This is a genomic window from Gordonia rhizosphera NBRC 16068 (assembly GCF_000298195.1).
Taxonomy (GTDB): Bacteria; Actinomycetota; Actinomycetes; order Mycobacteriales; family Mycobacteriaceae; genus Gordonia; species Gordonia rhizosphera.
The window spans coordinates 1-23,990 of record NZ_BAHC01000138.1 but is presented as its reverse complement, the minus strand read 5'-3'; the positions used below and the strand labels follow the sequence as shown (position 1 = coordinate 23,990).

The window sequence follows — 23,990 nt, the reverse complement described above, 5'->3', positions numbered from 1 at the left end:
TGACACACGCCCAGGAGCTCTTCGACCGCTACCGCGGCACCTTCGGTGGCGTGCTGGCCAACCTGGTCGCCGTGGAACCGATCATCAGCGACCGGCAGCAGGCGCTGGCCACCGGGTTGCAGACGATCCCCCAAGGGCTGCAGGATCTTCGGTCGATCGTCAAGAACGGGCGGGCGAACTTCGCGCTGATCGGCACCCAGGGGCCGGTGTGCCTGTTCTACGACGAGCCGCGCCGCGCCGTCGGGGACCTGACACCGTCGGTCCCGAACCTGGCCCGATACTGCCCGCCGGGCAACGGCTACGGACAGCGCGGGGCGGTCAATGCGCCGCGCCCCGACGATCTGGGCACCTCGACCTGGACGTCGCCGGGCGGGGTCTCCGGACCCCCGGCGGTCTCCGATCCCCTACTCATCCCCAACGGAGCCGAACTGCTCCAGTGGTGGCAGCAACTCCTGGAAAGGACACGAAATGGCAACTGATACCGAAACCCGCACCGACGATCAGCTCTCGGTGACCGAGGAGGCCACGTCGACCCCGGCGCCCAAGTCGACCGCGACCCGCACGTCCCCGCTGTCATCGGGGTCGGCGCGCGGACGCCGGCGGTGGCCGAAGGCGCTCGCGGCCGTGATCGCGCTCGCCGTCGTCGGCGCCACCGCCTTCTTCGGTTACCACTACTTCGCCGACGGTGGGGATGGCGCGGTCAGCCCGCAACTGCGGTCGGAGGCCATCGACGTCTCCAGCGACTACGCGATCAAGCTGTCGAGCTTCGACTACCGCAACCTCGACGCCAACCGCGAGCAGATCGACGCGATGTCGACCCCGGACTTCGCGAAGAAGTACAGCGAGATGGTCGCGGCGCTCACCGAGATCGTCACCAACGGCAAGGGTGAGGCCACCGCGACGGTGTCGCATGCCGCGGTGGAGACCATCTCACCGGATGCCGCGACCGTGCTGCTGTTCGTCGACCAGAAGGCCAAGAACGTCGTGGCACCCGACGGCAAGTTGCAGCCCTACCGAATGCTGGTGACCCTCAAGCGATCCGGTGACAACTGGCTCGTCGACAACGTCGAAACCCTCTGATCCCACCGTCCCTCGGCCGTTTCTTTCCCTGATGTGAAAGGCAGGAGCCATGCCCGCGAGTTACCTTCCCCCGCTCGATGAGACGACCCCGGAACTCACCACGGCGAAGACCCGGATCGAGATCACCACTCGAAAACGACGTGCCACGAGTCTGCGCAAGCCGGCGGTGATCCAGGAGGCCCTGGACTTCTGGGCCTTCGCCGGCGGCGCCGCGAACGTCGTCATCCAGCTCGGCTGGCCCGAGGTCGCATACGGGGTGATGGAGAGCAAGGTCGAATCAGGCGCCCTGACCAAACATCCCTGGAAGCGGGCGCGCACCACCGGGCAGTTCCTGACGGTGGCCATCCTCGGCACCGACGAGGAGAAGGCCGCCTTCCGTGAGGCCGTCAATTCCGCGCACCGCCACGTGCGCTCCGACGAGCAGAGCCCGGTCAAGTACAACGCCTTCAACCGGGAACTGCAGATGTGGGTGGCGGCATGCCTGTTCATCGGCTTCGAGGACACCCACCAGCTGCTGCACGGCGTGATGAGCCCCGAGGAGGCCGAGACCTTCTACCAGTCGGCCAAACCGCTCGGCACCACCCTGCAGGTCCCCGACGAGATGTGGCCGGCCACCCGCGCCGATTTCGAGCATTACTGGAACATCGCCTGCCAGCGCATCGTCATCGACGACACCACCTGCGACTTCCTCAACGACCTGGTCGATCTGAAGATGATCAACCCGCTCATCCGGCTGCCGTTCGTAAACCTGCTGCGGTTCCTCACGATCGGGTTCCTGCCGGCGATCTACCGCGACCAGCTGGGCCTGGAATGGACCGAGGACGACCGCCGACGGTTCCAGCACCTGTTCACCTTCGTTTCGGTGGTCAACAAGTTCCTGCCGAAATCGATCCGATTCGGCGGCAACCGTGTGCTGATGCGCGACCTGCGCCGCCGCATCAAACACGACAAGGCGATGGTCTGACGGTCCTGCCGGAGCGCGCATCCTACGAGAATTGTGTCACCGCAAGCAGTACGGTGACACCACAGTTGTGAACGAGTGGAGACACCGATGGCCCCGAACGGCTTGCGCCGCAAGCAGCTGACCGACGAGGTCGCGGACTATCTGCGCACGCAGATCATGACCGGGCAGTTCCGTCCCGGCGACTACGTACGACTGGACGAGACCGCGTCGGCACTGGGCTGCAGTGTCACGCCGGTCCGCGAGGCGTTGGTGACGTTGCGCGGTGAAGGTCTGGTCCGGTCCTCCCCGCATCGCGGCTTCATCGTCGAAACGTTGGATCGCGGCGACATCGTCGACATCTTCTGGATGCAGGCCGAACTGTCGGCGCGGCTTGCCACCCACGCCACCGAGAACCTGGAGCTGGGCAGCAACCTGACCAGGCTGCAGGCCATCGTCGACACCCTCGAACAGGCGGTCGACGCTCGCGATCACACCGCGGTACTCAACGCCGAGTTCGCCTTCCACCGGATGGTCAACATCATGGCGAACAGCAAGAAGGTCGCGTGGTTCCTGTTCTCGGCGAGCAAGTACAACCCGTATGAGCTCTACGCCCGAGACCCGCAATGGGGCCGAGAGGCGGTCGAGAGCCATCGGCGGCTCATCGGCTATCTCCGCGCCGGGGACACCGCCGCGATCCGCACCGAGATCCACGCCCGCTTCGACGACGCGCGCGACCGCCTGATCCGGCAGCTCTTCTCGATCGGATTCTGGGCGGAATCCGACGGCGACGCCACACCGTCATCGGCCTGACATCGAATCGCGACACCGACCGCCACGCATGGCGCGCCAGTCGCCGCTTTGGCGGGTACCGTCTGTGTTCGTGTTGGGTTTGCCAGATGCCATCTCGGTTGCGCTGTTCGATCTCGACGGCGTGTTGACGTCGACGGCGGTGCTACACCGCAACGCCTGGAAGAAGGCGTTCGACGCCTTCCTATCCGAACGGGATCCCGAGGGATTCGTCGAGTTCACCGAGCAGGATTATCTCGACTACGTCGACGGCCGACGTCGCGAGGACGGCGTGCGGGCGTTTCTGCATTCGCGACAGATCGACGACGTTCCCGAAGAGTCGGTCGACGCCATCGGCGACGGCAAGAACAAGCTCTTCGTCGCGACGCTGGAAGCCGAGGGAGTCGAACCCTACCCTGGGTCGGTGCGGTATCTCGAGGCGGCGCGTGATGCGGGATTGCGCATCGCGGTCGTCACGTCATCGAAGAATGGAGCAGCGGTGCTGGATGCGGCAGGTCTGAGCGAATTCGTCGAGCTCCGTGTGGACGGGCTCGAGGCCGCGGTGCGCGGGTTACCCGGTAAACCGGCCCCCGACTCGTTTCTGCTCGGCGCCGAACTGATGGGCGTCACCCCAGCACAGGCCGTGGTGTTCGAGGACGCCATCTCCGGTGTCGAGGCCGCGGTGGCCGGCAAGTTCGGTTACGTCGTCGCGATCGACCGGGTCGGTGGCGGGCAGACCGATACGATGCTTTCGGCCGGCGCCGACGTCGTCGTGAACGATCTCGATGAATTGCTGGCCGCATGACCCCCAACGCGATAGAGCACGGATTCGATGTCCATCCGTGGCAGCTGCGGTGGCGTGGGCTCGACGTCAACATGCTCGGCCGCACCGAGACCCTGTTTGCTCTGTCCAACGGCCACATCGGCCTTCGTGGCTCGTTCGAGGAGGGGGAACCGGTCGATCACCCCGGCACCTACCTCAACGGTTTCTACGAGCTGCGCGGCCTACCCTACGCCGAAAGTGGCTACGGTTACCCGGAATCCGGCCAGACCGTGGTCAATGTGACCGACGGCAAGATCATCCGCCTGCTCGTCGAGGACGAGCCGATGGACCTGCGCTACGGCCGCACCGTCGAACACGAACGCGTCCTCGATTTCCGTACCGGTACCCTGCGCCGGCACACGCTGTGGACCTCCCCCACCGGCCGGACCGTGCGCATCCGCTCGGAGCGGTTCGTCTCGTTCTCCAAGCGCACCATCGCCGCCATCCACTACGAGGTGGAACCGATCGGCGAGGACATGAAGCTGGTGCTGCAGTCGGATCTGCTCGCCAACGAGCCGGTCCCCGCGCCGGGCAACGATCCCCGACTGGCGGCCGCGCTGGACGCGCCCCTCGTTTCCGATCTGCACGCCTGCCGTAATTACTGGGGCATGCTGGTCCACCACACCAAGCAGTCCGGCCTGCACATCGCGGCCGGTATGGACCACGAGATCGACTTCCCGGACCGGGCCGACGCGTTCATCCGGGCCGATCCCGACCTGGCGCGACTGACGGTCGCCGCCAACGTGCCGCAGGGCACCAAGATCTCGCTGACGAAGTACATCGGCTATGGCTGGTCGGCGCGCAGATCGGTCCCCGCGCTGCGCGCGCAGGTCGACGCGGCGCTGGCCATGGCCATGGAAACCGGTTGGGAGTCACTGAAAGCCGACCAGGCTCGCTACCTGGAGGACTTCTGGCGCGACGCCGACATCGAACTCGACGGCGACCCCGAACTGCAGCAGGCGGTGCGTTTCGCGCTGTTCCATGTGCTGCAGGCCGGTGCCCGCGGACAGTCGCGCGCGATTCCCGCCAAGGGTCTGACCGGCCCGGGTTACGACGGCCACACCTTCTGGGACACCGAGAGTTTCATCCTGCCGATGCTCACCTACACGGTGCCCGCCGCGGCCGGCGAGGAACTGCGGTGGCGGCACGCGACGATGGACAAGGCCAAGAGCCGGGCGGCCGAGCTCGGGCAGCGGGGCGCGATGTTCCCGTGGCGCTCGATCAACGGCGACGAGTGCTCCGGTTACTGGCCGGCGGGTACCGCGGGTGTGCACGTTTCGGCGGACATCGCCAACGCGACCGCGCGCTATCTGCGGGCCACCGACGACGAACAGTTCGAGACCGAATGCGGTATGGAACTGCTGGTGGAGACCGCCCGCCTGTTCGCCGGGCTCGGTCACCACGATGTGAACGGCAAGTTCCGCATCGACGGGGTCACCGGCCCCGACGAGTACACGGCGGTGGTGAACAACAACGTCTTCACCAATCTCGCTGCGCAGCAGAACCTTCGCGACGCGGTGGCGGCGGTGCATCGTCGACCGGAGCTGGCCCGTGAACTGGGGGTCACGGTCGCGGAGGCCGCGCACTGGGAGTCCTGCGCCGACGACATGACGATCCCGTATGACAAGGACCTCGGGGTGCATCAGCAGTGCGAGTCGTTCACGCTGCTGGGCGCATGGGATTTCGACGCGTCGGTTGGCAAATACCCACTGCTGCTGAACTATCCGTACTACGACCTGTACCGCAAGCAGGTGGTCAAGCAGGCCGACCTGGTGTTCGCGATGTACAGCTTCGGGTCATCGTTCACCCCGGAACAGAAGGTGCGCAACTTCGACTACTACTACCCACTGACCGTGCGGGACTCGTCGTTGTCGGCATGTTGTGAGGCGGTGGTCGCGGCCGAGGTCGGCTATCTCGACCTGTCCTATGACCTGATGTGCGAGTCGGTGTTCACCGACCTGCACGACCTGCACAACAACGTGTCGAGTGGTCTGCACATCGCGGCGCTCGCCGGTGCGTGGATGGACTGTGTCGCCGGCTTCGGCGGCATGCGCGACTTCGGTGGCAAGATCACCTTCGCACCGCGGCTGCCGAGCCGGCTGTCGTATATGTCGTTCCGCATGGTGGTCCGGGAATCGAAGATCGTCGTCGCCGTCGACCGCAGCAAGGCGACCTACCGGCTGCTGTCCGGGCCGGCGATCGAGCTCGCCCACCACGGCTCGAAGTTCACCCTCGAGCACGCGCCGGTCAGCTTGGACATCCCCGAGCTGGTCCGGCGGGAGGCGCCCAAACCACCGCCCGGTTGCGATCCATATCGCCGCTTCGACTGATCGGGCACCAAGTATCCTGGCAGCATTATGGCCTCTGATCTGAGAAGCACATCGCACGGCGCCGGCGAGCCGTACTACCTCACCACCGCGATCGCCTACCCGAACGGGGCGCCGCACATCGGCCATGCCTACGAGTACATCTCGGCGGATGCCCTGGCCCGCTTCAAACGCCTCGACGGCTACGACGTGCGGTTTCTGACCGGCACCGACGTGCACGGGCAGAAGATGCAGCAGACCGCCCACGCGGAGGGCATCCCGAGGGCGGACCTGGCCGCGCGCAACTCGGACCGATTCCAGGCCTTGCAGGATCGGTTGGGTTCGAGCTACGACCGGTTCATCCGCACCAGCGACATCGACCACAAGACCGCGTCGGAGTCGATCTGGCAGCGGATGTCGGACAACGGCGACATCTACCTCGGCACCTACGCCGGGTGGTACGACATCCGGGACGAGACGTTCTACGCCGAGGCGGACACGACCGTCGTCGACGACGGGCGGCGTGTCGCCGCCGACACCGGGCACTTGCTCACCTGGACCGAGGAGCAGACCTACTTCTTCCATCTGTCGGCCTTCCAGGACCGACTGCTCGAGCTGTACGAGACGCACCCGGAGTTCATCGGTCCCGACGTGCGCCGCAACGAGGTGGTCAGCTTCGTCAAGGGCGGCCTGACCGACCTGTCGATCTCGCGGACCACCTTCGACTGGGGTTTGCCCGTCCCCGGCCATCCCGAACACGTGATGTACGTGTGGGTCGACGCACTGACCAACTACATCACCGGTGTCGGGTTTCCCGACGACCCGGAGACCTTCGGCCGGTACTGGCCGGCCGACCTGCACATCATCGGCAAGGACATCATCCGCTTCCACTGCGTGTACTGGCCGGCCTTTCTGATGAGCGCCGGCATCGCCTTGCCCAAACGGGTCTTCGCCCACGGCTTCCTGTTCAACAAGGGCGAGAAGATGAGCAAGTCGGTCGGCAACGTGGTCGACCCGCAGGTCCTCATCGACGAGTTCGGGCTCGACCCGGTCCGGTATTTCTTCCTGCGCGAGGTCTCCTACGGCCAGGACGGTTCGTACTCCACCGAGGCGATCATCAGCCGGATCAACGCCGACCTCGCCAACGAGTTCGGCAACCTCGCCCAGCGGACGCTGTCGATGATCGGCAAGTATTTCGACTCCGCGGTCCCGGCTCCGGCCGAGCTCACCGACGACGACTCCGCGCTCCTGGCCAAGGCCGCCGGACTGCTCGCCCGCATGCGCGGGCACTTCGACGATCAGGCCATCCACCTCGGTATCGATGCACTGTGGACGGTGCTGGCCGACACCAACCGCTACATATCCGCCCAGGAGCCGTGGAAACTGGCCAAGACCGACCTCGAGCGCACCGGCACCGTGCTCTACGTCTGCGCCGAGGTGGTGCGCATCGTCGCCCTGCTCGCGCAGCCGGTCATGCCCGACTCGGCCAACCGGTTGCTCGACCTACTCGCCGTCGACCCCGACAACCGCCAGTTCACCGCCGCCGACGATCGTCTCGTCGCGGGCACGGCCCTGCCCAAGCCGTCGCCCGTCTTCCCCCGCCACGAGGCGTGACCGCACCGGCGTTCGGGGTCCTGAGTGCCCTGCACGCACACACCCGGGCGGCCGGGTTGCCGCCGCCCGCGGCTCTGATCGGCGACTGGTGGGACGCCGACGCGGTGATCGCGCCGTCGGTGCATCTGCGGCCGGGGTTCGCGCCACCCGACGACCCGGATCGTTTCTGGTTCGGCTACCTGGGTTTTCCGGTACACGCCGGCGCCTCGCCGCTGCCGAGGGCGGTCGGCGGACTCACCGGCGACATCCTGGTGCTGCGTGACGGCGACTGGCGGTACGAGAGCGTCGACGCGACGCCGTGCCCGCCGTGGGTCGAGCGCGCCCTGACCGGGGCCGACGAGCCGTCCGGCGCCACGTGGTCGACGGAATGGACTGCGCCGCAACGCGCCCCGCATCTGGCGGCGGTCGAGAAATGCCTGGAGGCGATCCGGGCCGGCGAGGTCTATCAGGCCTGCGTGTGCACCCGCTTCACCGGCCGGGTGAACGGTGATCCGCTGGAGTTCTTCACCGACACCGCCGGATCCACGCGACCGGTGAAATCGGCCTACCTGCACGGCGATTGGGGAACGGTCGCGAGTTTCTCCCCGGAGTCGTTCCTGCGCCGGGTCGGCAACCTGGTCTCGTCGTCACCGATCAAGGGCACGCTGCCCGCCGATGCCGCACCCGAGGCGTTGTCGGCGTCGGCCAAGGATGTCGCGGAGAACGTGATGATCGTCGACCTCGTCCGCAACGACCTCGGCCGCGTGGCCATCACCGGCACCATCCGGGTCCCCGACCTGCTCGAAGTGGTGCCCGCGCCCGGGGTCTGGCATCTGGTGTCGCGGGTGGAGGCGATCCTGGACCCTGCCGTCGGCACCAACGAGTTGCTGCGCGCGACGTTCCCGCCGGCCTCGGTCACCGGCACCCCGAAGATCCGGGCCAACGAACTGCTCGGCGAGTGGGAACCGCATCCGCGCGGCGTCTACTGCGGGGCCATCGGCATGACCGGCCCGGGTCACGCCCTGGACCTCAATGTCGCCATCCGCACGGTCGCGATCACCCCCGACGGTGCGGCCACCCTCGGCGTCGGGGGTGGCATCACCATCGATTCCGACCCCGAGCGCGAATGGCAGGAATGCCTCGACAAGGCGGCCAGTATCGTCGGACACACCTCGCCCGAGGACACTTGAGCCCGGCGGACCTGCGGTAACATCGACATATGCACCAATGCATACTTCCCGGTACGGAAGGCGTTGGTGACCGCAGGGAATCGGATGGTCAAGACACGGGGGGTATTTCACTAGCCCTTCCGGCGGAGATCACCCGTACCGAGGTCATCGAGTCCTGGCGGCGTGTCCTCGACGAGGGCACCCCGGCCGACAGGCATGCACCCCAGCACCTCAACGGCAGCGAGGTCGAGGATCGGCGCCGCTGCAACACCCTCGGCGAGGGTGCCCGGCGCCTGCAGCGGGTGTTCGGAGAGTCCGCCGAAGACACCGACCTGGTCCTCGGCGTCTTCGACGCCGACGGTGTGCTGCTGTGGCGGGGCGGAACGACACGCTGGCTCGCGGTGGCCGACCGACTCGAACTCACCGAGGGCACCCGGTGGGACGAGAAGTCGACGGCGACCACCGCCGTCGGCCTGGTGATGGCCGATCCCCGGCCGACCCGCGTCGTCGGCGTCGAGCATTACGAGGAGGCGCTGCAGTCCCTGTACTGCGCCGCCGCACCCATCCACCATCCCCGCACCGGAGCGATGATCGGCATCGTCGGCCTCGCGGGTCCCGTCGACGACCTGCAGCCGTCGGCGACGGCGTTCGCGGCGAGCATGGCCGCGCTCGCCGAGCACGAGATCGCCGCTGCGCACACACGCTCACTTACCGAATTGCGACGCAGCGCGGGCGCGCGGCTGACCGGGGTCCGCGGCCCCGCCCTCCTTGTCGACAACGACGGCTGGGTTGCCGACTTCCGCGGATGCACCGCACCCGACTCCGTCGCCGTCCCGACCGAGGGAGACCACCAGTTCGTGCCCGGCATCGGCGACTGCATGGCCCAACCGGTGGGCCCCGGCTGGCTGCTGCGGCCGGTCGGACCATCGAATCCGATCGTCGCCGAACTCGACCTGCGGGGCAAACCGTCGTTGACCGTCGTGGGCGACGGGGACCAATGGCGCACCGAGCTGACCCATCGACACGCCGAGATCCTGCTGCTGCTCGCCGACGCGTCCGAATCCGGACTGACGTCGTCGCGGCTGAGCCGACTGCTCTTCGGCGATTCCGGGCACGTGGTGACGGTGCGCGCCGAGATGTCCCGGCTGCGCCGCGCGGTCGGCGCGCTGATCACCAACCGTCCCTACCGACTCGCGGCCGGGGTGACGGTGCGTGTGGCGGCCGGTGCGGCACCGGTCGGTCGGCAGATCACTGCGCCTGACGATGCTCCAGCACCGCCTGGTACACCTCGCGACGGGACGCAGCGCCGTCCTGCGTGACCGCCGCGCAGGCATCCTTGAGCCGCAACCCGCCCTCGACGAGACGTTCCACCTCGTCGACGAGGTCGGCCATCGCCCGAGGTCGGGCGGTTCCGCCGGCCACGACGACGGTGATCTCCCCCTTCACCCCGTCGCCGGCCCACTCGGCGAGTTCGGCGAGGGTGCCGCGACGCACCTCCTCGTAGGTCTTGGTGAGTTCCCGACACACCGCCGCCCGCCGATCCGGTCCCAGCACCTCGACCGCCTCGGCAAGGGTGGCCGCCAGCCGGTGCGGTGAATCGAAGAACACCGCGGTACGCGGTTCGTCGGCCAATCCGGCCAGCCAGTCGCGGCGAGCACCGGGCCGCCGAGGAGCGAAACCCTCGAAACAGAACCGTTCCGACGGCAGACCCGACACCGCGAGCGCGGTGGTGACCGCGGACGGGCCCGGCAGACAGGTCACCCGCAGACCCGCGTCGGCGCAGGCCGAGACCAGCTTGAACCCCGGATCGCTGACCGACGGCATGCCGGCGTCGGTGATCAGCAACACCGTCGAACCCTCGGTGATCGCGCGGATCAGCCCGGGTGTGCGGGCCGCCTCCACCTGGTCGTAGTAGCTGACCAGCGTGCCGCCGATGACGAGGTCGAGGGCCGCGGCGAGGTTGCGGGCCCGACGGGTGTCCTCGGCGGCGACGATATCGGCGGAGGCGAGTGCCGCCCGCAGGCGCAGGGACGCGTCGTCGACCTGTCCCATCGGGGTGGCGGCCAGGATCAGGGCGCCGGCCGGTTCGGGAGGGTTCATCACCAGCCAGCTTACGAGTGGCGGGGCACTACGATCGGACGGGTGAGAAATGCCGCCGTCCTGAATCCTCGATTCAACGACGACGTCGGCGACCCCGTCGAAGCGGTCGCAGCCGTCGACCGGGGACGGGCCGAAGATCTCGGCACCCGGCCCGGCCCCGCGATCCCCGCCCCGGTGTTCGGGGCGCCCGATCGGCTGCGGGGTCTGCTCGTCGGTCTGATGATCACGCTGGTGGCCACCGCGACCCGGCTGTGGGGGCTGACCCGCCCGACCGATCAGGGCACGCCGGTGTTCGACGAGAAGCACTACGTGCCGCAGGCGTGGCAGGTGCTGACCGGAGGGAATTGGATCGAGGACAATCCGGGCTACGGCCTGGTGGTACACCCGCCGGTGGGCAAATGGCTGCTCGCGGCCGGCGAGTGGGTGTTCGGCTACGGGCCGATGGGCTGGCGGATCACCCCGGCGATCGCGGGAATCGCGATCGTCGTGATGATCTACTGCGCGGTGCGCCGGTTGTCGCGGTCGACCCTCGTCGGCGCCATCGCGGGCGTCTTCGCGATCTGCGACGGCGTGCTGTTCGTCCAGTCCCGGATGGGCATGCTCGACATCTTCCAGGCCTTGTTCGTGGTGGCCGCCTTCGCGGCGCTTGTTGCCGACCGCGACCAGGTCCGCGCCCGGATGCACCGCGTCTACCTCGAGGGACGGATGGGCGAGAGCGAGTACGGTCCCCGCCTCGGGTTCCGCTGGTACCGGTTCACCGCGGGAGTGATGCTGGGACTGGGGTGCGCGACGAAGTGGTCGGGCATCTACTTCGTGATCTTCTTCGGGTTGCTCGCGATCGGCTTCGATGTCGCCGCCCGCAAGGCTTATCACGTCCGGCGGCCGTGGCGCGGCGTGCTGCGTCGCGATCTGCTGCCGTCCGGGATGAGTCTGGCGGTCATGCCGATCGCGATCTATCTGGCCACCTTCATCCCGTGGTTCAACAGCGAGACCGCGGTCTATCGCTACGAGGTCGGCAACCACATCGGGGTCGGCGGCCCGTTCTCCTGGGTGCCCGGCGCGTGGCGTTCACTCTGGTATTACGAGTCCGGCATCCTGGAGTTCCACGCCGGCCTGACCAACGCGGCCGGCAACCATCATCCGTGGGAGTCGAAACCGTGGACGTGGCCGATGAGCCTGCGGCCGATGCTCTACGCCATCGAGAACGGTCCCGATCAATGCGGCGGCGGGGACTGCGTGCGCGCCCAGATGCTCATCGGGCCCCCCGCGCTGTGGTGGTTCGCGGTCCCGATGCTCGCCTGGGGGGTCTGGCGCTGGGTGGTCCGTCGGGATTGGCGCTACGCCGCGGTGGTCACTGCCTACGCCGCGGGGTTCCTGCCCTGGTTCGCCGACATCGACCGTCAGATGTATTTCTTCTATGCGACGGTGATGGCGCCGTTCCTGGTGATGGGATTGGCGCTGTGTTGCGGTGACATCCTGCGGACCGGCACCGCCGCGGCGCGGACCCGACCCGAACGACACACCCTGTCCATCCTCGTCGTCGCGATCTACGTGGGCCTGGTGGTCGCGAACTTCGTCTGGCTGTGGCCGATCCTGACCGGCAGCCCGATCTCGCCCGCCGAGTGGCGGATGCAGATCTGGTTGCCGAGTTGGGGCTGACGGCCACGGACTCCCGCGTTCACCTCAAGCGGGTGGCACGGGCGACCATCTCGATGATCGTGTCGTCGTCGATGCCGAGTGCGCGTAGCGCCTGCACATGCTCGACCGAGGCCTGTTGTGCGCGGTCGGTCGCGGTGTCGCGGCCGGCCTTGATGAACGATCCGTGGCGGCCGCGGGTCTCGATCACCCCGGCCGACTCGAGTTCCCGGTAGCTGCGCGCGACGGTGTTGGCCGCCAGATCGAGGTCGGAGGCGAGTTTGCGGACCGTCGGGATGCGTTGGCCGACCAGCAGTTCCCCGCGTCCCACGAGGTCCACGATCCCGGCGCGCACCTGCTCGAACGGCGGCACCGCGCCGTGCGGGTCGATCGTCAGCAGCGAGGCCAGGTCGGTCTCCACAGCGCCCTCGTCAGTTCAGAGTTCGTCGCGGGCGAGCGGACAGGACATACATCGGGGGCCGCCACGACCCGAGCCGAGTTCCCGGCCCTCGATCTCGAGCACTGCGATGCCGGAATCGACCAGACGCCGGTTGGTCTCGACGTTGCGGTTGTAGGAGACGACGACGCCGGGTGCCAGTGCGAGCGTGTTGTTGCCGTCGTCCCACTGTTCGCGTTCGGCGGTGATCGGGTCGAGGCCGGTGTCGATGACCCGCAGCTTGTCGATCCCCATCGCCTCGGCGGCTGCCTCGACGAACGGCCGGGCACCGCTCACGGTGACCGTGTCGTCGTGGTTGCGCAGCGTGTAGGCCTCCATCGACTCGGCGATGTTCGGGTACATCACGACGGCGTCGGTGTCGACCATCGTGCACACCGTGTCGAGGTGCATGAAGGCCCGTGCCTGCTCGATCGGCACGGCGAGCACCGTGTGTGCCAACCCGTCGTCGAAGAGGCTGCGCGCCAGCGCCTCCGCGCCCGCGGGGGTGGTCCGCTCGCCCACCCCGACGGCGACGACGCCGTGCGACAGCAGCAGCACATCGCCGCCCTCCACCGGCGCCACCTGTGACTCGTAGGCGCGTCGGGCGCCGGTGAAGCGGGGATGGTGTGCGTAGATCAGGTCGGTCAGCGAGGTCTCGCGGACCCGGGCCGGCAGGGCCAGCGAGGTGATCGCGAACCGGGCGCCGATCCAGAACGAGCTGTCGCGGGTGAACAGCAGATTGGGCAGTGGGTCGATCGCGAACTCCGGGCCGTGGTGCATCCGGCGGACGAGCGACGACAACTCGGCCGACGGCGTGACCGGGAGTTCGTCGAAGGTCATTCCGGCGGTGAGCACGTGCGAGAGTTCGGCGGGTGCCAGCCCGCGCAGATGGCCGGCGAGATCGTCGGCGAGGTGGGTGCCCAGACGCCGTGCGCTGACCGCCGCGGCGATGCCCTGGATCCGCGCGGCCCCGCTGTGCGCGATCGTCTCGGTGAGCAGGTCACCGAGCAGATAGACATCCACGCCGTGCGAGCGGAGCAGATCGGCGAAATCGTCGTGCTCCTCCTGTGCGCGGTCCACCCAGGGCAGACCGTCGAACAGTAACTGGTCGTTGTTGCGGGGGGTCAGGCGGCGCAGTTCGTCGCCTGGGCGGTGCAGCATCACCGCCCGCAGCCGTCCCACCTCCGACGTCGAGCCCAGGGTGTAGTCCGCGGCGGCTGTATTCATGGACCAACGGTAATTCCTCGCGGCCGATCACACCGGGATTGCGCGCACTACTCGACCGCGTCGGGCTCGGCGTCGGTCAGGTGTGGGCCGCGCCCGACCACCGCCGGGGCGGTCTCGCGGGCGAACGCCCAGAACCCGAAGGCGATCGTGGTGACCACGCCGGTGAGCACGAACGCGGGACCGAAACCGGCCCGGTCGGCGACGAATCCGACGACGACCGGTCCACTCACCGCGCCCAGATCCGACGCCATCCCGTAGGCGGCGAGCGCCGACCCGCCCTGTTGCCGGTTGCCCAGGACGTCGGCGAGTGCCGCCTGATGGGTCGGCGCGAACAGGCCCGAGCCGATACCGGCCGCCAGGCACAGCAGCAGCGCCACACCGAGTCCCGGTGAGAACCCGAGCAGTGCGGTGGCGATGGTCGCGATCGCGAGACCGGGCAGCATGATCGGGCGTCGGCCGAAGGTGTCCGACAGTCGGCCCGCGACGACGATGGCGGTGACGTTGCCGGCGGCGAACACCGCGAGCGCGACACCGGCCATGCCGGCCCCCTCGTCGAGCCCTTCGGTGATGAACAGCGGCACGACCGCCACCCGGACACCCATCGACGACCAGCCCTGTGCGAAGTTCGACGACAGGATCGCCCGGTAGGTGCTGTCACGCAGTGCGGTCCGGAAGGCGATCACCCCCGCCCGCGGGCGGCCCCCCGGTTCGGGTCGGCCGCCCTCCTCGCGAAGCTGGGTGGCCACCACCGCCGCGGCCACCAGCAGGGCGACGGCGTACACCACGAACGGCATGCGCAGTCCGAAGCTGACCAAGGCGCTGCCGATCAGCGGGCCGGTGATGTTGCCGATCAGAAAGCCCGCGGAGAAGTAGCCGGACACCCGGCCGCGGATCTCGCCGGGCGACATCCGGATCAGCAGCGCCATCGCCGACACGGTGAACATCGTCGACCCGATGCCGCCGGCGGCCCGGAATGCCAAGAGCTGCCAGTAGCCCTGCGCGAATGCGCAGGCGAAGGTGGACAGCGCGACGATGAGCAGTCCGATCAGGTAGATGCGGCGCTCACCGAACACGGTGACCAGCCGTCCCGTCGTCGGGGCGAACAGCAGCCTCATCACCGCGAACGCCGACACCACCGCCGACGCCGCGGTGAAGCTGACGTTGAAACTGCGGGCGAAGGCGGGCAGCGCGGGGGCGATCAGACCGTAGCCGAGCGCGATGACCACGTTCGCGGCGAGGAGCACCCAGATCCCGCGGGGAATCTGTCTCACGGCACCACTCTCATCAGGTCAACTCGGGTAGCTGGTCGAGGGCGTTCGCGGTGAGCGTCCGGCCCAGGGCGATCATCTCGGTCGCCTTGTGGAAGTCAAGGGTACGCACCGACTTCCGCGGCACCCGGATCAGGATGTCCGGCGGGTAGCCGGCCACCTGATAGCGGGTGAGTGCTTCCTGCATGATGTCCAGCGACCTGATCAACACGTCGACGCGGCCCATGCGGATCGCCTCGGCGGAGTTCTCGTGGGCCGGTTCGTCGGTGTCGGCGGGTTCCAGCCCGAGGCGGTCGCGGACCGACCGGACGAACTCGCTCTCCAGGATCGGTGTGACATTGCGGCGCAGCAGCCGCTTCGTCTTCGCTTCGCGGGTGACCCCCTGGTCGGGTGCGCCGTCGGTGCCGATCACGACGCCGAGTGTGACGTCGCTGGCGACCCCGGACGTCGGTGCCACGGGCAGCGGGTCGAGGATGCCGCCGTCGCCGAGCAGACGACCGCCCACCTCGTACGGGGCGATGACGCCCGGGATGGCGATCGACGCGCGGATCGCGTCCACGAGTGGGCCCCGCTGGAACCACACGGCACGTCCCGCGGTGAGGTCGGTCGCGACCGCGGTGAACGGGGTGTCGAGGTCTTCGATCCGCACGTCACCGAGGATCTCGCGCACCCGGGTCAGGATGCGTTCGGCGCCGATTACCCCGGCCTTGGACAAGGACACGTCCATCATCCGCACGACGTCGAGCTGCGACAGTCCGGTGATCCAGTCGACGTAGTCGTCGAGCCGCCCCGCGCAGTGCAGTCCGCCCACGAGCGCGCCCATCGACGACCCGGCGACGGTCACCACCTCGAAACCGCGATCGGTGAGTTCGGCGATCACCCCGATGTGCGCGTAGCCGCGGGCTCCGCCGCTGCCGAGCGCGAGCGCCACACGGGTCGACCGAGCCATACCTCAACCCTAACGACCCCCTGCGCCCCCGCGCCCCAGCGTCCCACACGGTTCGTCCCCCGGAAGTAGGGCCATCCGCCACCTGCTGGTGGGGGACGACCCGACTCCCGGGGGACGAAATGCCAGACGCCGCTCGGGCGTCGTGGCGGGGTGCGTCAGGCGCGGACGACCATCACCGGGCAGTGCGCCTGGTGCAGGATCTTCTGACTGGTCGAACCCAGCAGCAGACCCTTGAACCCACCACGACCACGACTGCCGACGACGATCAACTGCGCGTTCTCGCCGGCCGCGTCGAGGACCGCCTTGGCCGGTTCCTCGGGGATCACCACCCGCTCGACGACGACGTCGGGGTAGTCGGTGCTGTAGCCGGCCATCCGCTCGGACACCGCTTCGAGGGCCTCCTGCGACATTCGCTCGATCTCTTCGGGCTCGATGCCGTAGCCGTGCAGCGCGTCGACGTCGAGCGGCGTCCAGGTGTGCACCGCAAGGAGTTTGGCCTTGTGCAGAGAGGCCTGCCGGAATGCCTCCGCGACGGCCGCGTCACTGATCTCGGACTCGTCGATGCCGACCACCACCGGCCCGTCACCGCCTTCGCCCGACACGATCACGACCCGCCCGTGGAAGTGCGCCGCCACCGAGACGCTCACCGATCCGAGGAACAGTCCCTTGACGGTGCCGAGTCCCCGGGTGCCGAGCACGATCGCGCCGGCGTCCTTGCCGAGTTCGAGCAGGGCCCGCGCCGCATCGCCCTCGACGAGGGTCGTGTGGACGGTCACCCGCGGTGCCACCTCCTTGGCCACTTCGGCCGCGGCGTGCACCGCGTCGGCGGCGTCCTGCTTGATCGCGTCGACCACGTCCTGGGGGATGATCAGGCCCGGTGCATAGTTGCTGGTGCTGATGTCGTAGACACCGACCAACTTGAGTTCGACGTCCTCGGCGGCCGCCGCCTTCGCCGCCCACTTGACTGCCGCAGTTGATGCGTCCGAACCGTCCACACCGACGAGAAATGCACTCATCTCCGGTCTCATCTCCTCATTCGCCAACAATGTCCTTCAATAATGATCCTGCACTGGTCGAGTTGTTGCGGCAATGAGGAAAAAGTCCCGGTCACTGGGCGTTTCGTCATCCGCGTACGGTGGGAGATAAGGTGACCGCGACCAACCTGGGAGGCCGCAATGACCGACTCGGACAAGCCGACACCCAACCGCGGCGAGATGCGTGAAGCCGCAGTACATGTCATCGTCACGGTAGGTTTCGGGCTCGCGGCGCTCCTGGTGGCATGGGCCTCCGACGACGGGCTGCGGACCGCGCTTGTCGTCGTCGCACCGATCGTCGTGCTCATCGGGGCGCTCGGCGCGCTGTTTCGCACCTACCGCAACTGGCGCGCGGGTGGCCGTTGGCAGATCTGGCAGGGCGCCTCGTGGTTCCTGCTCGCCATCTTCATCGTCTTCCTGTTCAGTACCGGTCCGGTCTTGGTCGGCTGACACCCGTTTGGCACCCGGCTGACACCGAATCCTCGCTTCCCCGTTACAGGTTCACTCCCCGGGTGCGCGACCGAGAGCAGGGCGAGGTCGGGTTCACGTCCCGGTCGTCAGCTGTCGAGGCGCATGTCCAGGCTGATCTCCTCGGCATCGAGCTGCCGCAGTTCGCGGGCCAGCAGCGCCGAGTGGAAGGTGCCTTCGTCCCGCAGGTGCAGCAGCGCTTCCCGTTGCGCGGCGATGATCTGACGCCGTACGTCGGCGAAAGCGGTACGGAACCGCAAGTTCATCCCGACGAGGTAGTCCTCGGTGTCGGCACCCCGGGTGAGTTCGTCGACCCGCTGTCGCAGTGCCGGATATTGTTTGGTGAGTTCGGATTCCGCGAGCACCTCCTGGGCGGTTACGGACAGGTGGGCGTGCAGCCGCTTCTGTTCGGCGGCGCGCTGTTCGGCGTCGTCGGCGATACCCAGTCGGCGGATCAGCCAGGCCAACGACCCGCCCTGGCCGAGGAGGGATGCGGCGGCCACGACGAAGGCGATGAGCACCAGCAGCGACCGCGACGGAACGTCCGCGGGCAACGTCTGCGCGGCGGCGAGCGTGACCACTCCACGCAGTCCGGCCCACACCACGATGGTCGCCTCCTTGGGACCGAGCGGTGCCGATCGGTAGTAGTCGATGTCGGCGATCTGCCGGGTCAGCCGGTGACTGACCAGGCGCGCGGTCTCGGGTGAGATGGGTGGGACGTCGCCGCGCCCGGCCCAGCGATGCGGTTCGAGTCGACGTCGGATGCGCCGCCACTCGCGACCGATCGCGCGTCGGGCCCGACGCGACGGCCGCGCCTCACGGGAACGCACCGGCCGACGCGGGGGCGCCTTCTGACGTTCGGCCATCTCGGCGTTGAGGTCGGCGAGCATGGGTCGCATCGCCGTTCCGCGGCGGGACGCCCGCTCGAGCCACCAGACCACCGGGACGACGTAGACCGCCCGCACCACCACGGTGAGCGCGAGGGCGGCCAGGCCGATCCACACGGCGGTGCCGATACCGTCGTGGTCGCGGTGGACGTCGACCGTCAGCGCCCACAACTCCAGACCCATGAGCAGGAACACCCCACCCTCGGCGATGAGTTCCACGGTCCGCCAGTTCTGCGCGTCGGACTGTCGGTGCTGCGGGGTCAGGAAGCGAACCGCCCCGGCACCGGTGATCAATCCGGCGGTGACCGCGGCCACCAGCCCCGACGCGCCGAGTTCTTCGGCCGGCAGATACGCGAGGTAGGGGACGGTGAACGAGATCGCGGTGTTCACCGTGGCGTCGGGAACACGAGCACGAACCGCCAGGTTGAGCCAACCGACGACGGTGCCGATGAGCACGGCGATCACCACCGCGAGCACGAAGTCGAGGGCGACGTGCACGAACGAGATGCTCGTGGCAATGGCGGCGATCGCCGAGCGCAGCAACACCAGCGCCGTCGCGTCGTTGAGCATGCTCTCGCCCTCGAGGACTGCGGTGACCCGGTGGGGCACGCCGAGTCGTTTGGCGATCGAGGTGGCCACGGCGTCGGTGGGGCTCACGATCGCCCCGAGCGCGATCCCGGTCGCGATCGAGATGTCGGGGATCACCCGGACGAAGAAGATCCCCAGCACCACCGAACTGATCAGCACCAGCAGCACCGACAGCGCGCTGATCGCACCGAAGTCTCGCCGGAAATCCATCGTCGGCATCGACACCGCCGCGGAGTAGAGCAGCGGCGGCAGGACCCCGACCAGGATCCACTCCGGGTCGATGTCGACGGCGGGCACGAACGGCATCATCCCGATCACCGCGCCGACCACCACCAGGATCAGCGGTGGTGCGACGTGGATACGGGGACCGACGACGTGGGCCGCCGCGATACCCAGAATCGCGACGACCACGATCAGGATCTGCACCATGTTCTCCATCCTCTACCCCGGACGGCCCGGACACCGGCCCCGCGCATCCGGCGTTCCGTGCGAATCGTGACATCGAGCATTGACAAATAGCGGGGACCGGAACTACCGTCGGCCCCAACGACAAGCCGACCGTGTGGCGACCGCGATCGCGCGGATCGGCCCGGTCGGCGGATCACAGGAGGGCGCACAGATGACGACCGCGCTGAAGTACACCCCCGAACACACCAAGGCCGGCGCCGACGACGACTACCGACAGGTGCTCGACGACCTGTCGACCGCGTCGGTGCAGCGCAACTTCGACCCCTACCTCGACATCGACTGGGATGCACCCGAGATGGCGATCGTCGTCGACGATCCGCGCTGGATCCTCGACAGGGAGGTCGACCCAGTCGGTCGCCACCCCTGGTATCAGCAGCTGCCCGTGGACAAGCAGATCGAGATCGGCATGTGGCGGCAGGCGAATGTCGCCAAGGTGGGCCTGCAGTTCGAGTCCATCCTGATCCGCGGCCTGATGCAGTACAGCTTCAAACTGCCCAACGGCGCCAAGGAGTTCCGCTACACCACCCACGAATCCAAAGAGGAGTGCAACCACACTCTGATGTTCCAGGAGTTCGTGAACCGCACCGGCATGGACGTGCCCGGCGCCAAGGTCGGCTACCGCGTCGTCTCGCCGCTGATCCCGTTGGCCGCCACCGTCTTCCCGAGCGTCTTCTTCTTCGGCGTGCTCGGCGGCGAGGAGCCCATCGATCACATCCAGAAGGACTTCCTGCGCTCACGCGCGAACCTGCATCCGACGATGGCCGCGGTCATGCAACTGCATGTGGCCGAGGAGGCCCGGCACATCTCGTTCGCACACCACCTGCTTCGGGAGACCATCCCGCGCAAGGGCCGTGTCCAGCGCTTCCTTCTCTCACTGATGCTGCCGCTGACGATGCGCATCCTGTGCGGCGCGATCGTCGTGCCGCCGCGCACCTTCCGGAAACGATTCGCCGTCCCCGACGAGGTGATACGCGATATCTTTTGGCGGTCACCGGAGTCGAAACTGTTCCTGCGCAACGTCTTCGGTGATGTGCGGATGCTCGGCGAGCAGTGCGGCCTGATGAATCCGGTGTCCAGGCCGCTGTGGCGGGTCCTCGGCATCGGCGGCCGGCCGTCACGCTATCGCAGCGAGCCCACCTACACCGCCGCCTGACCCGAGACCACTTCTTCTCCCAATCGGAACCGATCATGCCTCACGTCGTCACGCAGGCGTGCTGCGGCGATGCGTCCTGCGTCTACGCCTGCCCCGTCAACTGCATCCACCCCACCCCCGACGAACCCGACTTCGGCGTCGCAGAGATGCTTTACATCGACCCGTCGACCTGCGTGGACTGCGGGGCGTGCGTCAGCGCCTGCCCCGTGGGCGCCATCGTCCCCGGCCATCGCCTGCCCGACGATCAGGCCCGCTTCGCTGACATCAACGCCGGCCACTACACCACCGGGGTGGCGGACGCGGTCCGCTTCCCGGTCGATCCGTCCAGGCAGCTGCCGATGGCACCCGTCACCAAACCCCGGCGGCTCGCGGTCGACGAGCCGGTCTCGATCGGCATCGTCGGCTCGGGTCCGTCGGCGATGTACGCCGCCGACGAGCTGCTCCGGCATCCGCAGGTGTCGGTAACCCTCTACGAGCGGCTGCGTCGTCCGTTCGGCCTCGCCCGCTACGGTGTCGCCCCCGACCACACCGCCACCCGCTCGGTGATGTGGCTGTTCGACGACATCGCCCGCGATCCGCGCTGCGAGATCAAGCTCGGGCTCACCGTCGGCCGCGACATCATGCTCGATGACCTGCGCGAACGCCACGACGCGGTCATCTGGGCCGGCGGCGCACCCACCGACCGGGCTCTCGCGATCCCCGGCATCACCGCCCCCGGCGTGGTGAGCGCGACCGCGTTCGTCGGCTGGTACAACGACCACCGCGACCACGACCATCTCGACGTCGATCTCGCCACGTCACGCGCCGTCGTCATCGGCAACGGCAACGTCGCCCTCGACGTCGCCCGCATCCTCACCGCCGACCCGGACACACTGGCCGCCACGGCGATCTCCCGGCACGCCCTGGCGACGTTGCGCCGATCGGAGATCGAGGAGGTCGTGGTGCTCGGCCGCCGGGGCCCGGCCCAGGCGGCCTTCACGCTGCCCGAGTTGGTCGGACTCGTCGAGTCCGGCGCGAATGTCGTCGTCGATCCCGCCGAACTATCCAGGCCGCCGGACACACCCGACGCCACGACGCGGGCCAAGCTCGACCTGCTGGCGGAGGTGGCGGCCCGCCCCCGCAGAGGCGGACGCACCCTGCGGCTGGGTTTCCGCCGGTCCCCGGTGCGGATCGACGCCGACGCCGAGGGGCGCGCCGCCGGTGTGGTCGTCGAACGCAACCGCGTCACCGACGACGGCACGATCGAACCCACCGGCACCACCGACACCATCGCGGCGAGGCTGGTGTTGACCTCGATCGGCTACCGCGGCATACCGGTGCCGGGCCTGCCCTTCGACGAGGCCCGCGGTGTCATCCCGAATGACGCAGGCCGGGTCGTCGCCGACGGCACCCCCGTCCCGGGCATGTACGTGACCGGCTGGATCAAACGCGGGCCGTCGGGCTTCATCGGCACGAACAAGACCGACTCGGCGCAGACCGTGGCGTCGCTGCTGGCCGACCTCGAGGCCGGAGCGCTGGCCGACCGCCACCCCCGACGCCGGGGACTGCTCGACCTGCTGAGCTGACGCGAGACCTGGACGACCGTCCCACACCCGCTCCTCGGACCATCGCCCCGTGCCCGAAATGCACCCCACAGAACACCGTCCGCGGCCGGTCCATCGACCCGACGTCGGATGTGGCGCTGTGGGGCGCTTCTCGAGGCCGCATCGGGTTACGCTGAGGCACTGTCATTTGGGGGTGCCACGCATGAGGACGACATTCTCGCGGTTCGACTACATCGATGCCGCACGGGATACGGGCGCCCGGTTCGCCGAGCTGGTCCGGGGCGTCACCGATCCCGAGGTCCGCGTCGGCCCCACCCCGGGTTGGACGGTGACCGATTGCCTCGGCCACGTCGCATCCGCGCCCGCCCACCACCTCGAGCTCGTCCGCGGCGAGGGGTCGTGGGCGAGCAGCGCGACGGATCTGCCCGGGTTCAACGCCAAGCAGATCGCCAACCTGCCCACTCGCGACGTGAACGCGCTCGCCGACACACTCCTCGAGGACCTGGCCGAACTCCTCGACGTGGTGGAGCATTTCGGGGCCCGGGTACCGATGATGCACTTCCACGGCGGTCGTCGAATTCGGTCTGACGCCGCACTCGGCCTCCTGATCGGTGAGTTCGTGGTGCACGGGCACGATGTGGCGCGCGTCGTCGGCGCACCCTGGGAGATCGACCCGCATGTGGCGACGCTGGTCGTGCGCGGCCGCCACCAGATCCTGCCGGGCTGGTTGGGCGACTCGTGCACCGGCCATTCGGCGACCTACGACATCCGGCTGCGCGGCTGCTCGGAACGCTTCACCTTCCAGTTCACCGACGGCGAGCTCGAGATCGACCCGCCCGAACCCCGCCGCGCAGACGTCCACGTCAGCGTCGACCCCGTCGCCGCACTGCTCACGGGCTACGGCCGGATGCCGCAGACGTGGGCCGCGCTCACCGGGCGGTCCTTCGCGTGGGGCGCGCGGCCGTGGCTCGCCGCCAGCCTCTATCGGCGGTTTCTGCCGGCGTGATCAGCTCGATTCGCTGACGAGTACCGCCACCGTGCCGGGTTCGAGGGCGGCAAAGACGTGCTCGATGTCCCCGGCGTAAGAGATGTAGTCCCCCGGCCCGAGCTCGACAGCGGCATCAGTCGGCCCCAGGCGCGCACGACCGGCGCTGATGACGACATGTTCGACGACGCCGCGGGCGTGCGGCGCCGACACTCTGGCCTTGCCGGGTTCGGCCTGGATGATGTAGATGTCGCGGCGAGTTCCGGGCCGGGCCGTGGACAGCAGGGTGGCCGCGTAGTCGGCGTCGGCGGCGGGTATCAGCGGACCGTCGCCCAGGCGGATCACCTCGACCGGATGCGACGGGGCATCGAGCAGCGCCGAGAACTGCACACCGAGTGCCGTCGACAACGCCCAGAGTGTCTCGACGCTCGGATTTCCTTCACCCGATTCCAGTTGGGAGAGAGTCGATTTGCCGATTCCGGCACGACGTGCCAGCTCACCGATCGACAATCCGGCGCGCGTCCGCTCGCGCTTGAGGGCCGCGGCGA

General features: G+C 68.3%; 21 protein-coding genes and 1 pseudogene. 14 read left to right on the top strand and 8 right to left on the bottom strand.

Annotated elements, in window-relative coordinates; translation table 11 throughout:
- From GORHZ_RS17520 to GORHZ_RS17480, 9 genes and pseudogenes are all read left to right on the top strand, one after another.
- Positions 1–479: pseudogene (locus GORHZ_RS17520) on the top strand (MCE family protein); the annotation flags it as partial.
- A complete protein-coding gene (locus tag GORHZ_RS17515; RefSeq protein WP_006335256.1) occupies positions 469–1,080 on the top strand; it encodes an Rv1363c family protein in 612 nt (203 codons plus the stop codon). The pseudogene GORHZ_RS17520 and the gene GORHZ_RS17515, both read left to right, overlap by 11 nt.
- A 49-nt stretch (positions 1,081–1,129) precedes the next feature.
- Positions 1,130–2,044 carry an oxygenase MpaB family protein gene (locus tag GORHZ_RS17510; RefSeq protein WP_006335255.1) on the top strand — a complete coding sequence of 305 codons (915 nt, stop codon included), beginning with the start codon at positions 1,130–1,132 and terminating at the stop codon, positions 2,042–2,044.
- An 87-nt stretch (positions 2,045–2,131) separates the two neighbouring features.
- Positions 2,132–2,833 (top strand): GntR family transcriptional regulator, encoded by a 702-nt coding sequence (locus GORHZ_RS17505; RefSeq protein ID WP_006335254.1) that lies wholly within the window; start codon positions 2,132–2,134, stop codon positions 2,831–2,833.
- 70 nt (positions 2,834–2,903) lie between these two features.
- Positions 2,904–3,614: an HAD family hydrolase gene (locus tag GORHZ_RS17500; RefSeq protein ID WP_040532372.1), complete on the top strand. Its 711-nt coding sequence runs from the start codon at positions 2,904–2,906 to the stop codon at positions 3,612–3,614.
- Positions 3,611–5,962 (top strand): glycoside hydrolase family 65 protein, encoded by a 2,352-nt coding sequence (locus tag GORHZ_RS17495; protein WP_006335240.1) that lies wholly within the window; start codon positions 3,611–3,613, stop codon positions 5,960–5,962. The genes GORHZ_RS17500 and GORHZ_RS17495 overlap by 4 nt, the downstream gene beginning before the upstream one ends.
- Before the next feature lie 27 nt (positions 5,963–5,989).
- The gene (gene metG, locus GORHZ_RS17490) at positions 5,990–7,552 is read left to right on the top strand and encodes a methionine--tRNA ligase (protein ID WP_006335238.1); all 1,563 of its coding nucleotides are present in this window, start codon (positions 5,990–5,992) and stop codon (positions 7,550–7,552) included.
- On the top strand, positions 7,549–8,721 hold the full coding sequence (locus GORHZ_RS17485; RefSeq protein ID WP_006335236.1) for an aminodeoxychorismate synthase component I: 1,173 nt from the start codon (positions 7,549–7,551) through the stop codon (positions 8,719–8,721). Before metG ends, GORHZ_RS17485 begins: the two co-directional genes overlap by 4 nt.
- 29 nt (positions 8,722–8,750) lie before the next feature.
- Positions 8,751–10,019 (top strand): helix-turn-helix domain-containing protein, encoded by a 1,269-nt coding sequence (locus tag GORHZ_RS17480; protein ID WP_006335235.1) that lies wholly within the window; start codon positions 8,751–8,753, stop codon positions 10,017–10,019.
- Here the strand turns inward: GORHZ_RS17480 and rsmI are convergent.
- Positions 9,949–10,800, bottom strand: coding sequence for a 16S rRNA (cytidine(1402)-2'-O)-methyltransferase (gene rsmI, locus GORHZ_RS17475; RefSeq protein ID WP_006335234.1), 852 nt, complete (start codon positions 10,798–10,800; stop codon positions 9,949–9,951). The two genes, GORHZ_RS17480 and rsmI, sit on opposite strands and share 71 nt — an antisense overlap.
- A gap of 42 nt (positions 10,801–10,842) precedes the next feature.
- Here rsmI and GORHZ_RS17470 point away from each other — a divergent pair, with 42 nt between their 5' ends.
- Entirely contained in the window at positions 10,843–12,459 is a 1,617-nt protein-coding gene (locus tag GORHZ_RS17470; RefSeq protein ID WP_006335233.1) for a dolichyl-phosphate-mannose--protein mannosyltransferase, read from the top strand.
- Between the two features lie 19 nt (positions 12,460–12,478).
- Here the strand turns inward: GORHZ_RS17470 and GORHZ_RS17465 are convergent, their stop codons facing one another.
- The 5 genes from GORHZ_RS17465 to GORHZ_RS17445 all read right to left on the bottom strand — a co-directional run bounded on the left by GORHZ_RS17465 (position 12,479) and on the right by GORHZ_RS17445 (position 17,331).
- Positions 12,479–12,856, bottom strand: coding sequence for a GntR family transcriptional regulator (locus GORHZ_RS17465; RefSeq protein ID WP_006335232.1), 378 nt, complete (start codon positions 12,854–12,856; stop codon positions 12,479–12,481).
- A gap of 15 nt (positions 12,857–12,871) precedes the next feature.
- Complete coding sequence (locus GORHZ_RS17460) at positions 12,872–14,098, bottom strand: arginine deiminase (protein ID WP_006335231.1); 1,227 nt, start codon at positions 14,096–14,098, stop codon at positions 12,872–12,874.
- A 47-nt stretch (positions 14,099–14,145) separates the two neighbouring features.
- Complete coding sequence (locus GORHZ_RS17455) at positions 14,146–15,369, bottom strand: MFS transporter (RefSeq protein WP_006335230.1); 1,224 nt, start codon at positions 15,367–15,369, stop codon at positions 14,146–14,148.
- A gap of 13 nt (positions 15,370–15,382) precedes the next feature.
- A complete protein-coding gene (locus GORHZ_RS17450; RefSeq protein WP_006335229.1) occupies positions 15,383–16,315 on the bottom strand; it encodes a patatin-like phospholipase family protein in 933 nt (310 codons plus the stop codon).
- Between the two features lie 155 nt (positions 16,316–16,470).
- Positions 16,471–17,331, bottom strand: a complete 861-nt coding sequence (locus tag GORHZ_RS17445) for a universal stress protein (RefSeq protein WP_006335228.1) — start codon at positions 17,329–17,331, stop codon at positions 16,471–16,473.
- 159 nt (positions 17,332–17,490) lie between these two features.
- On the opposite strand from GORHZ_RS17445, the gene GORHZ_RS17440 reads away from it, so the two are divergent.
- The gene (locus tag GORHZ_RS17440; protein WP_006335227.1) at positions 17,491–17,799 is read left to right on the top strand and encodes a hypothetical protein; all 309 of its coding nucleotides are present in this window, start codon (positions 17,491–17,493) and stop codon (positions 17,797–17,799) included.
- 107 nt (positions 17,800–17,906) lie between these two features.
- On the opposite strand, the gene GORHZ_RS17435 is transcribed toward GORHZ_RS17440, so the two are convergent.
- Complete coding sequence (locus GORHZ_RS17435) at positions 17,907–19,721, bottom strand: cation:proton antiporter (RefSeq protein ID WP_006335226.1); 1,815 nt, start codon at positions 19,719–19,721, stop codon at positions 17,907–17,909.
- A gap of 190 nt (positions 19,722–19,911) precedes the next feature.
- Between GORHZ_RS17435 and GORHZ_RS17430 the strand changes: the two genes are divergently transcribed.
- From GORHZ_RS17430 to GORHZ_RS17420, 3 genes are all read left to right on the top strand, one after another.
- Entirely contained in the window at positions 19,912–20,913 is a 1,002-nt protein-coding gene (locus GORHZ_RS17430; RefSeq protein WP_040532370.1) for an AurF N-oxygenase family protein, read from the top strand.
- Between the two features lie 35 nt (positions 20,914–20,948).
- A complete protein-coding gene (locus GORHZ_RS17425) occupies positions 20,949–22,478 on the top strand; it encodes a 4Fe-4S binding protein (RefSeq protein WP_006335224.1) in 1,530 nt (509 codons plus the stop codon).
- 181 nt (positions 22,479–22,659) lie between these two features.
- The gene (locus GORHZ_RS17420; RefSeq protein ID WP_006335220.1) at positions 22,660–23,463 is read left to right on the top strand and encodes a maleylpyruvate isomerase N-terminal domain-containing protein; all 804 of its coding nucleotides are present in this window, start codon (positions 22,660–22,662) and stop codon (positions 23,461–23,463) included.
- Here the strand turns inward: GORHZ_RS17420 and GORHZ_RS17415 are convergent.
- Positions 23,464–23,990 (bottom strand): helix-turn-helix domain-containing protein (locus tag GORHZ_RS17415; RefSeq protein ID WP_006335209.1); only part of this gene is annotated, 527 nt, incomplete at its 5' end.

Excerpts from the sequence above, each read along its gene's own strand:
- GORHZ_RS17495 (WP_006335240.1), top strand. The coding sequence starts at position 3,611 with ATGACCCCCAACGCGATAGAGCACGGATTCGATGTCCATCCGTGGCAG.
- GORHZ_RS17450 (WP_006335229.1), bottom strand. The coding sequence starts at position 16,315 with ATGGCTCGGTCGACCCGTGTGGCGCTCGCGCTCGGCAGCGGCGGAGCC.
- rsmI (WP_006335234.1), bottom strand. The coding sequence starts at position 10,800 with ATGAACCCTCCCGAACCGGCCGGCGCCCTGATCCTGGCCGCCACCCCG.
- GORHZ_RS17430 (WP_040532370.1), top strand. The coding sequence starts at position 19,912 with ATGACGACCGCGCTGAAGTACACCCCCGAACACACCAAGGCCGGCGCC.
- GORHZ_RS17440 (WP_006335227.1), top strand. The coding sequence starts at position 17,491 with ATGACCGACTCGGACAAGCCGACACCCAACCGCGGCGAGATGCGTGAA.
- GORHZ_RS17480 (WP_006335235.1), top strand. The coding sequence starts at position 8,751 with ATGCACCAATGCATACTTCCCGGTACGGAAGGCGTTGGTGACCGCAGG.
- GORHZ_RS17425 (WP_006335224.1), top strand. The coding sequence starts at position 20,949 with ATGCCTCACGTCGTCACGCAGGCGTGCTGCGGCGATGCGTCCTGCGTC.
- GORHZ_RS17435 (WP_006335226.1), bottom strand. The coding sequence starts at position 19,721 with ATGGTGCAGATCCTGATCGTGGTCGTCGCGATTCTGGGTATCGCGGCG.
- GORHZ_RS17460 (WP_006335231.1), bottom strand. The coding sequence starts at position 14,098 with ATGAATACAGCCGCCGCGGACTACACCCTGGGCTCGACGTCGGAGGTG.
- GORHZ_RS17515 (WP_006335256.1), top strand. The coding sequence starts at position 469 with ATGGCAACTGATACCGAAACCCGCACCGACGATCAGCTCTCGGTGACC.
- GORHZ_RS17420 (WP_006335220.1), top strand. The coding sequence starts at position 22,660 with ATGAGGACGACATTCTCGCGGTTCGACTACATCGATGCCGCACGGGAT.
- GORHZ_RS17445 (WP_006335228.1), bottom strand. The coding sequence starts at position 17,331 with ATGAGTGCATTTCTCGTCGGTGTGGACGGTTCGGACGCATCAACTGCG.
- metG (WP_006335238.1), top strand. The coding sequence starts at position 5,990 with ATGGCCTCTGATCTGAGAAGCACATCGCACGGCGCCGGCGAGCCGTAC.
- GORHZ_RS17505 (WP_006335254.1), top strand. The coding sequence starts at position 2,132 with ATGGCCCCGAACGGCTTGCGCCGCAAGCAGCTGACCGACGAGGTCGCG.
- GORHZ_RS17510 (WP_006335255.1), top strand. The coding sequence starts at position 1,130 with ATGCCCGCGAGTTACCTTCCCCCGCTCGATGAGACGACCCCGGAACTC.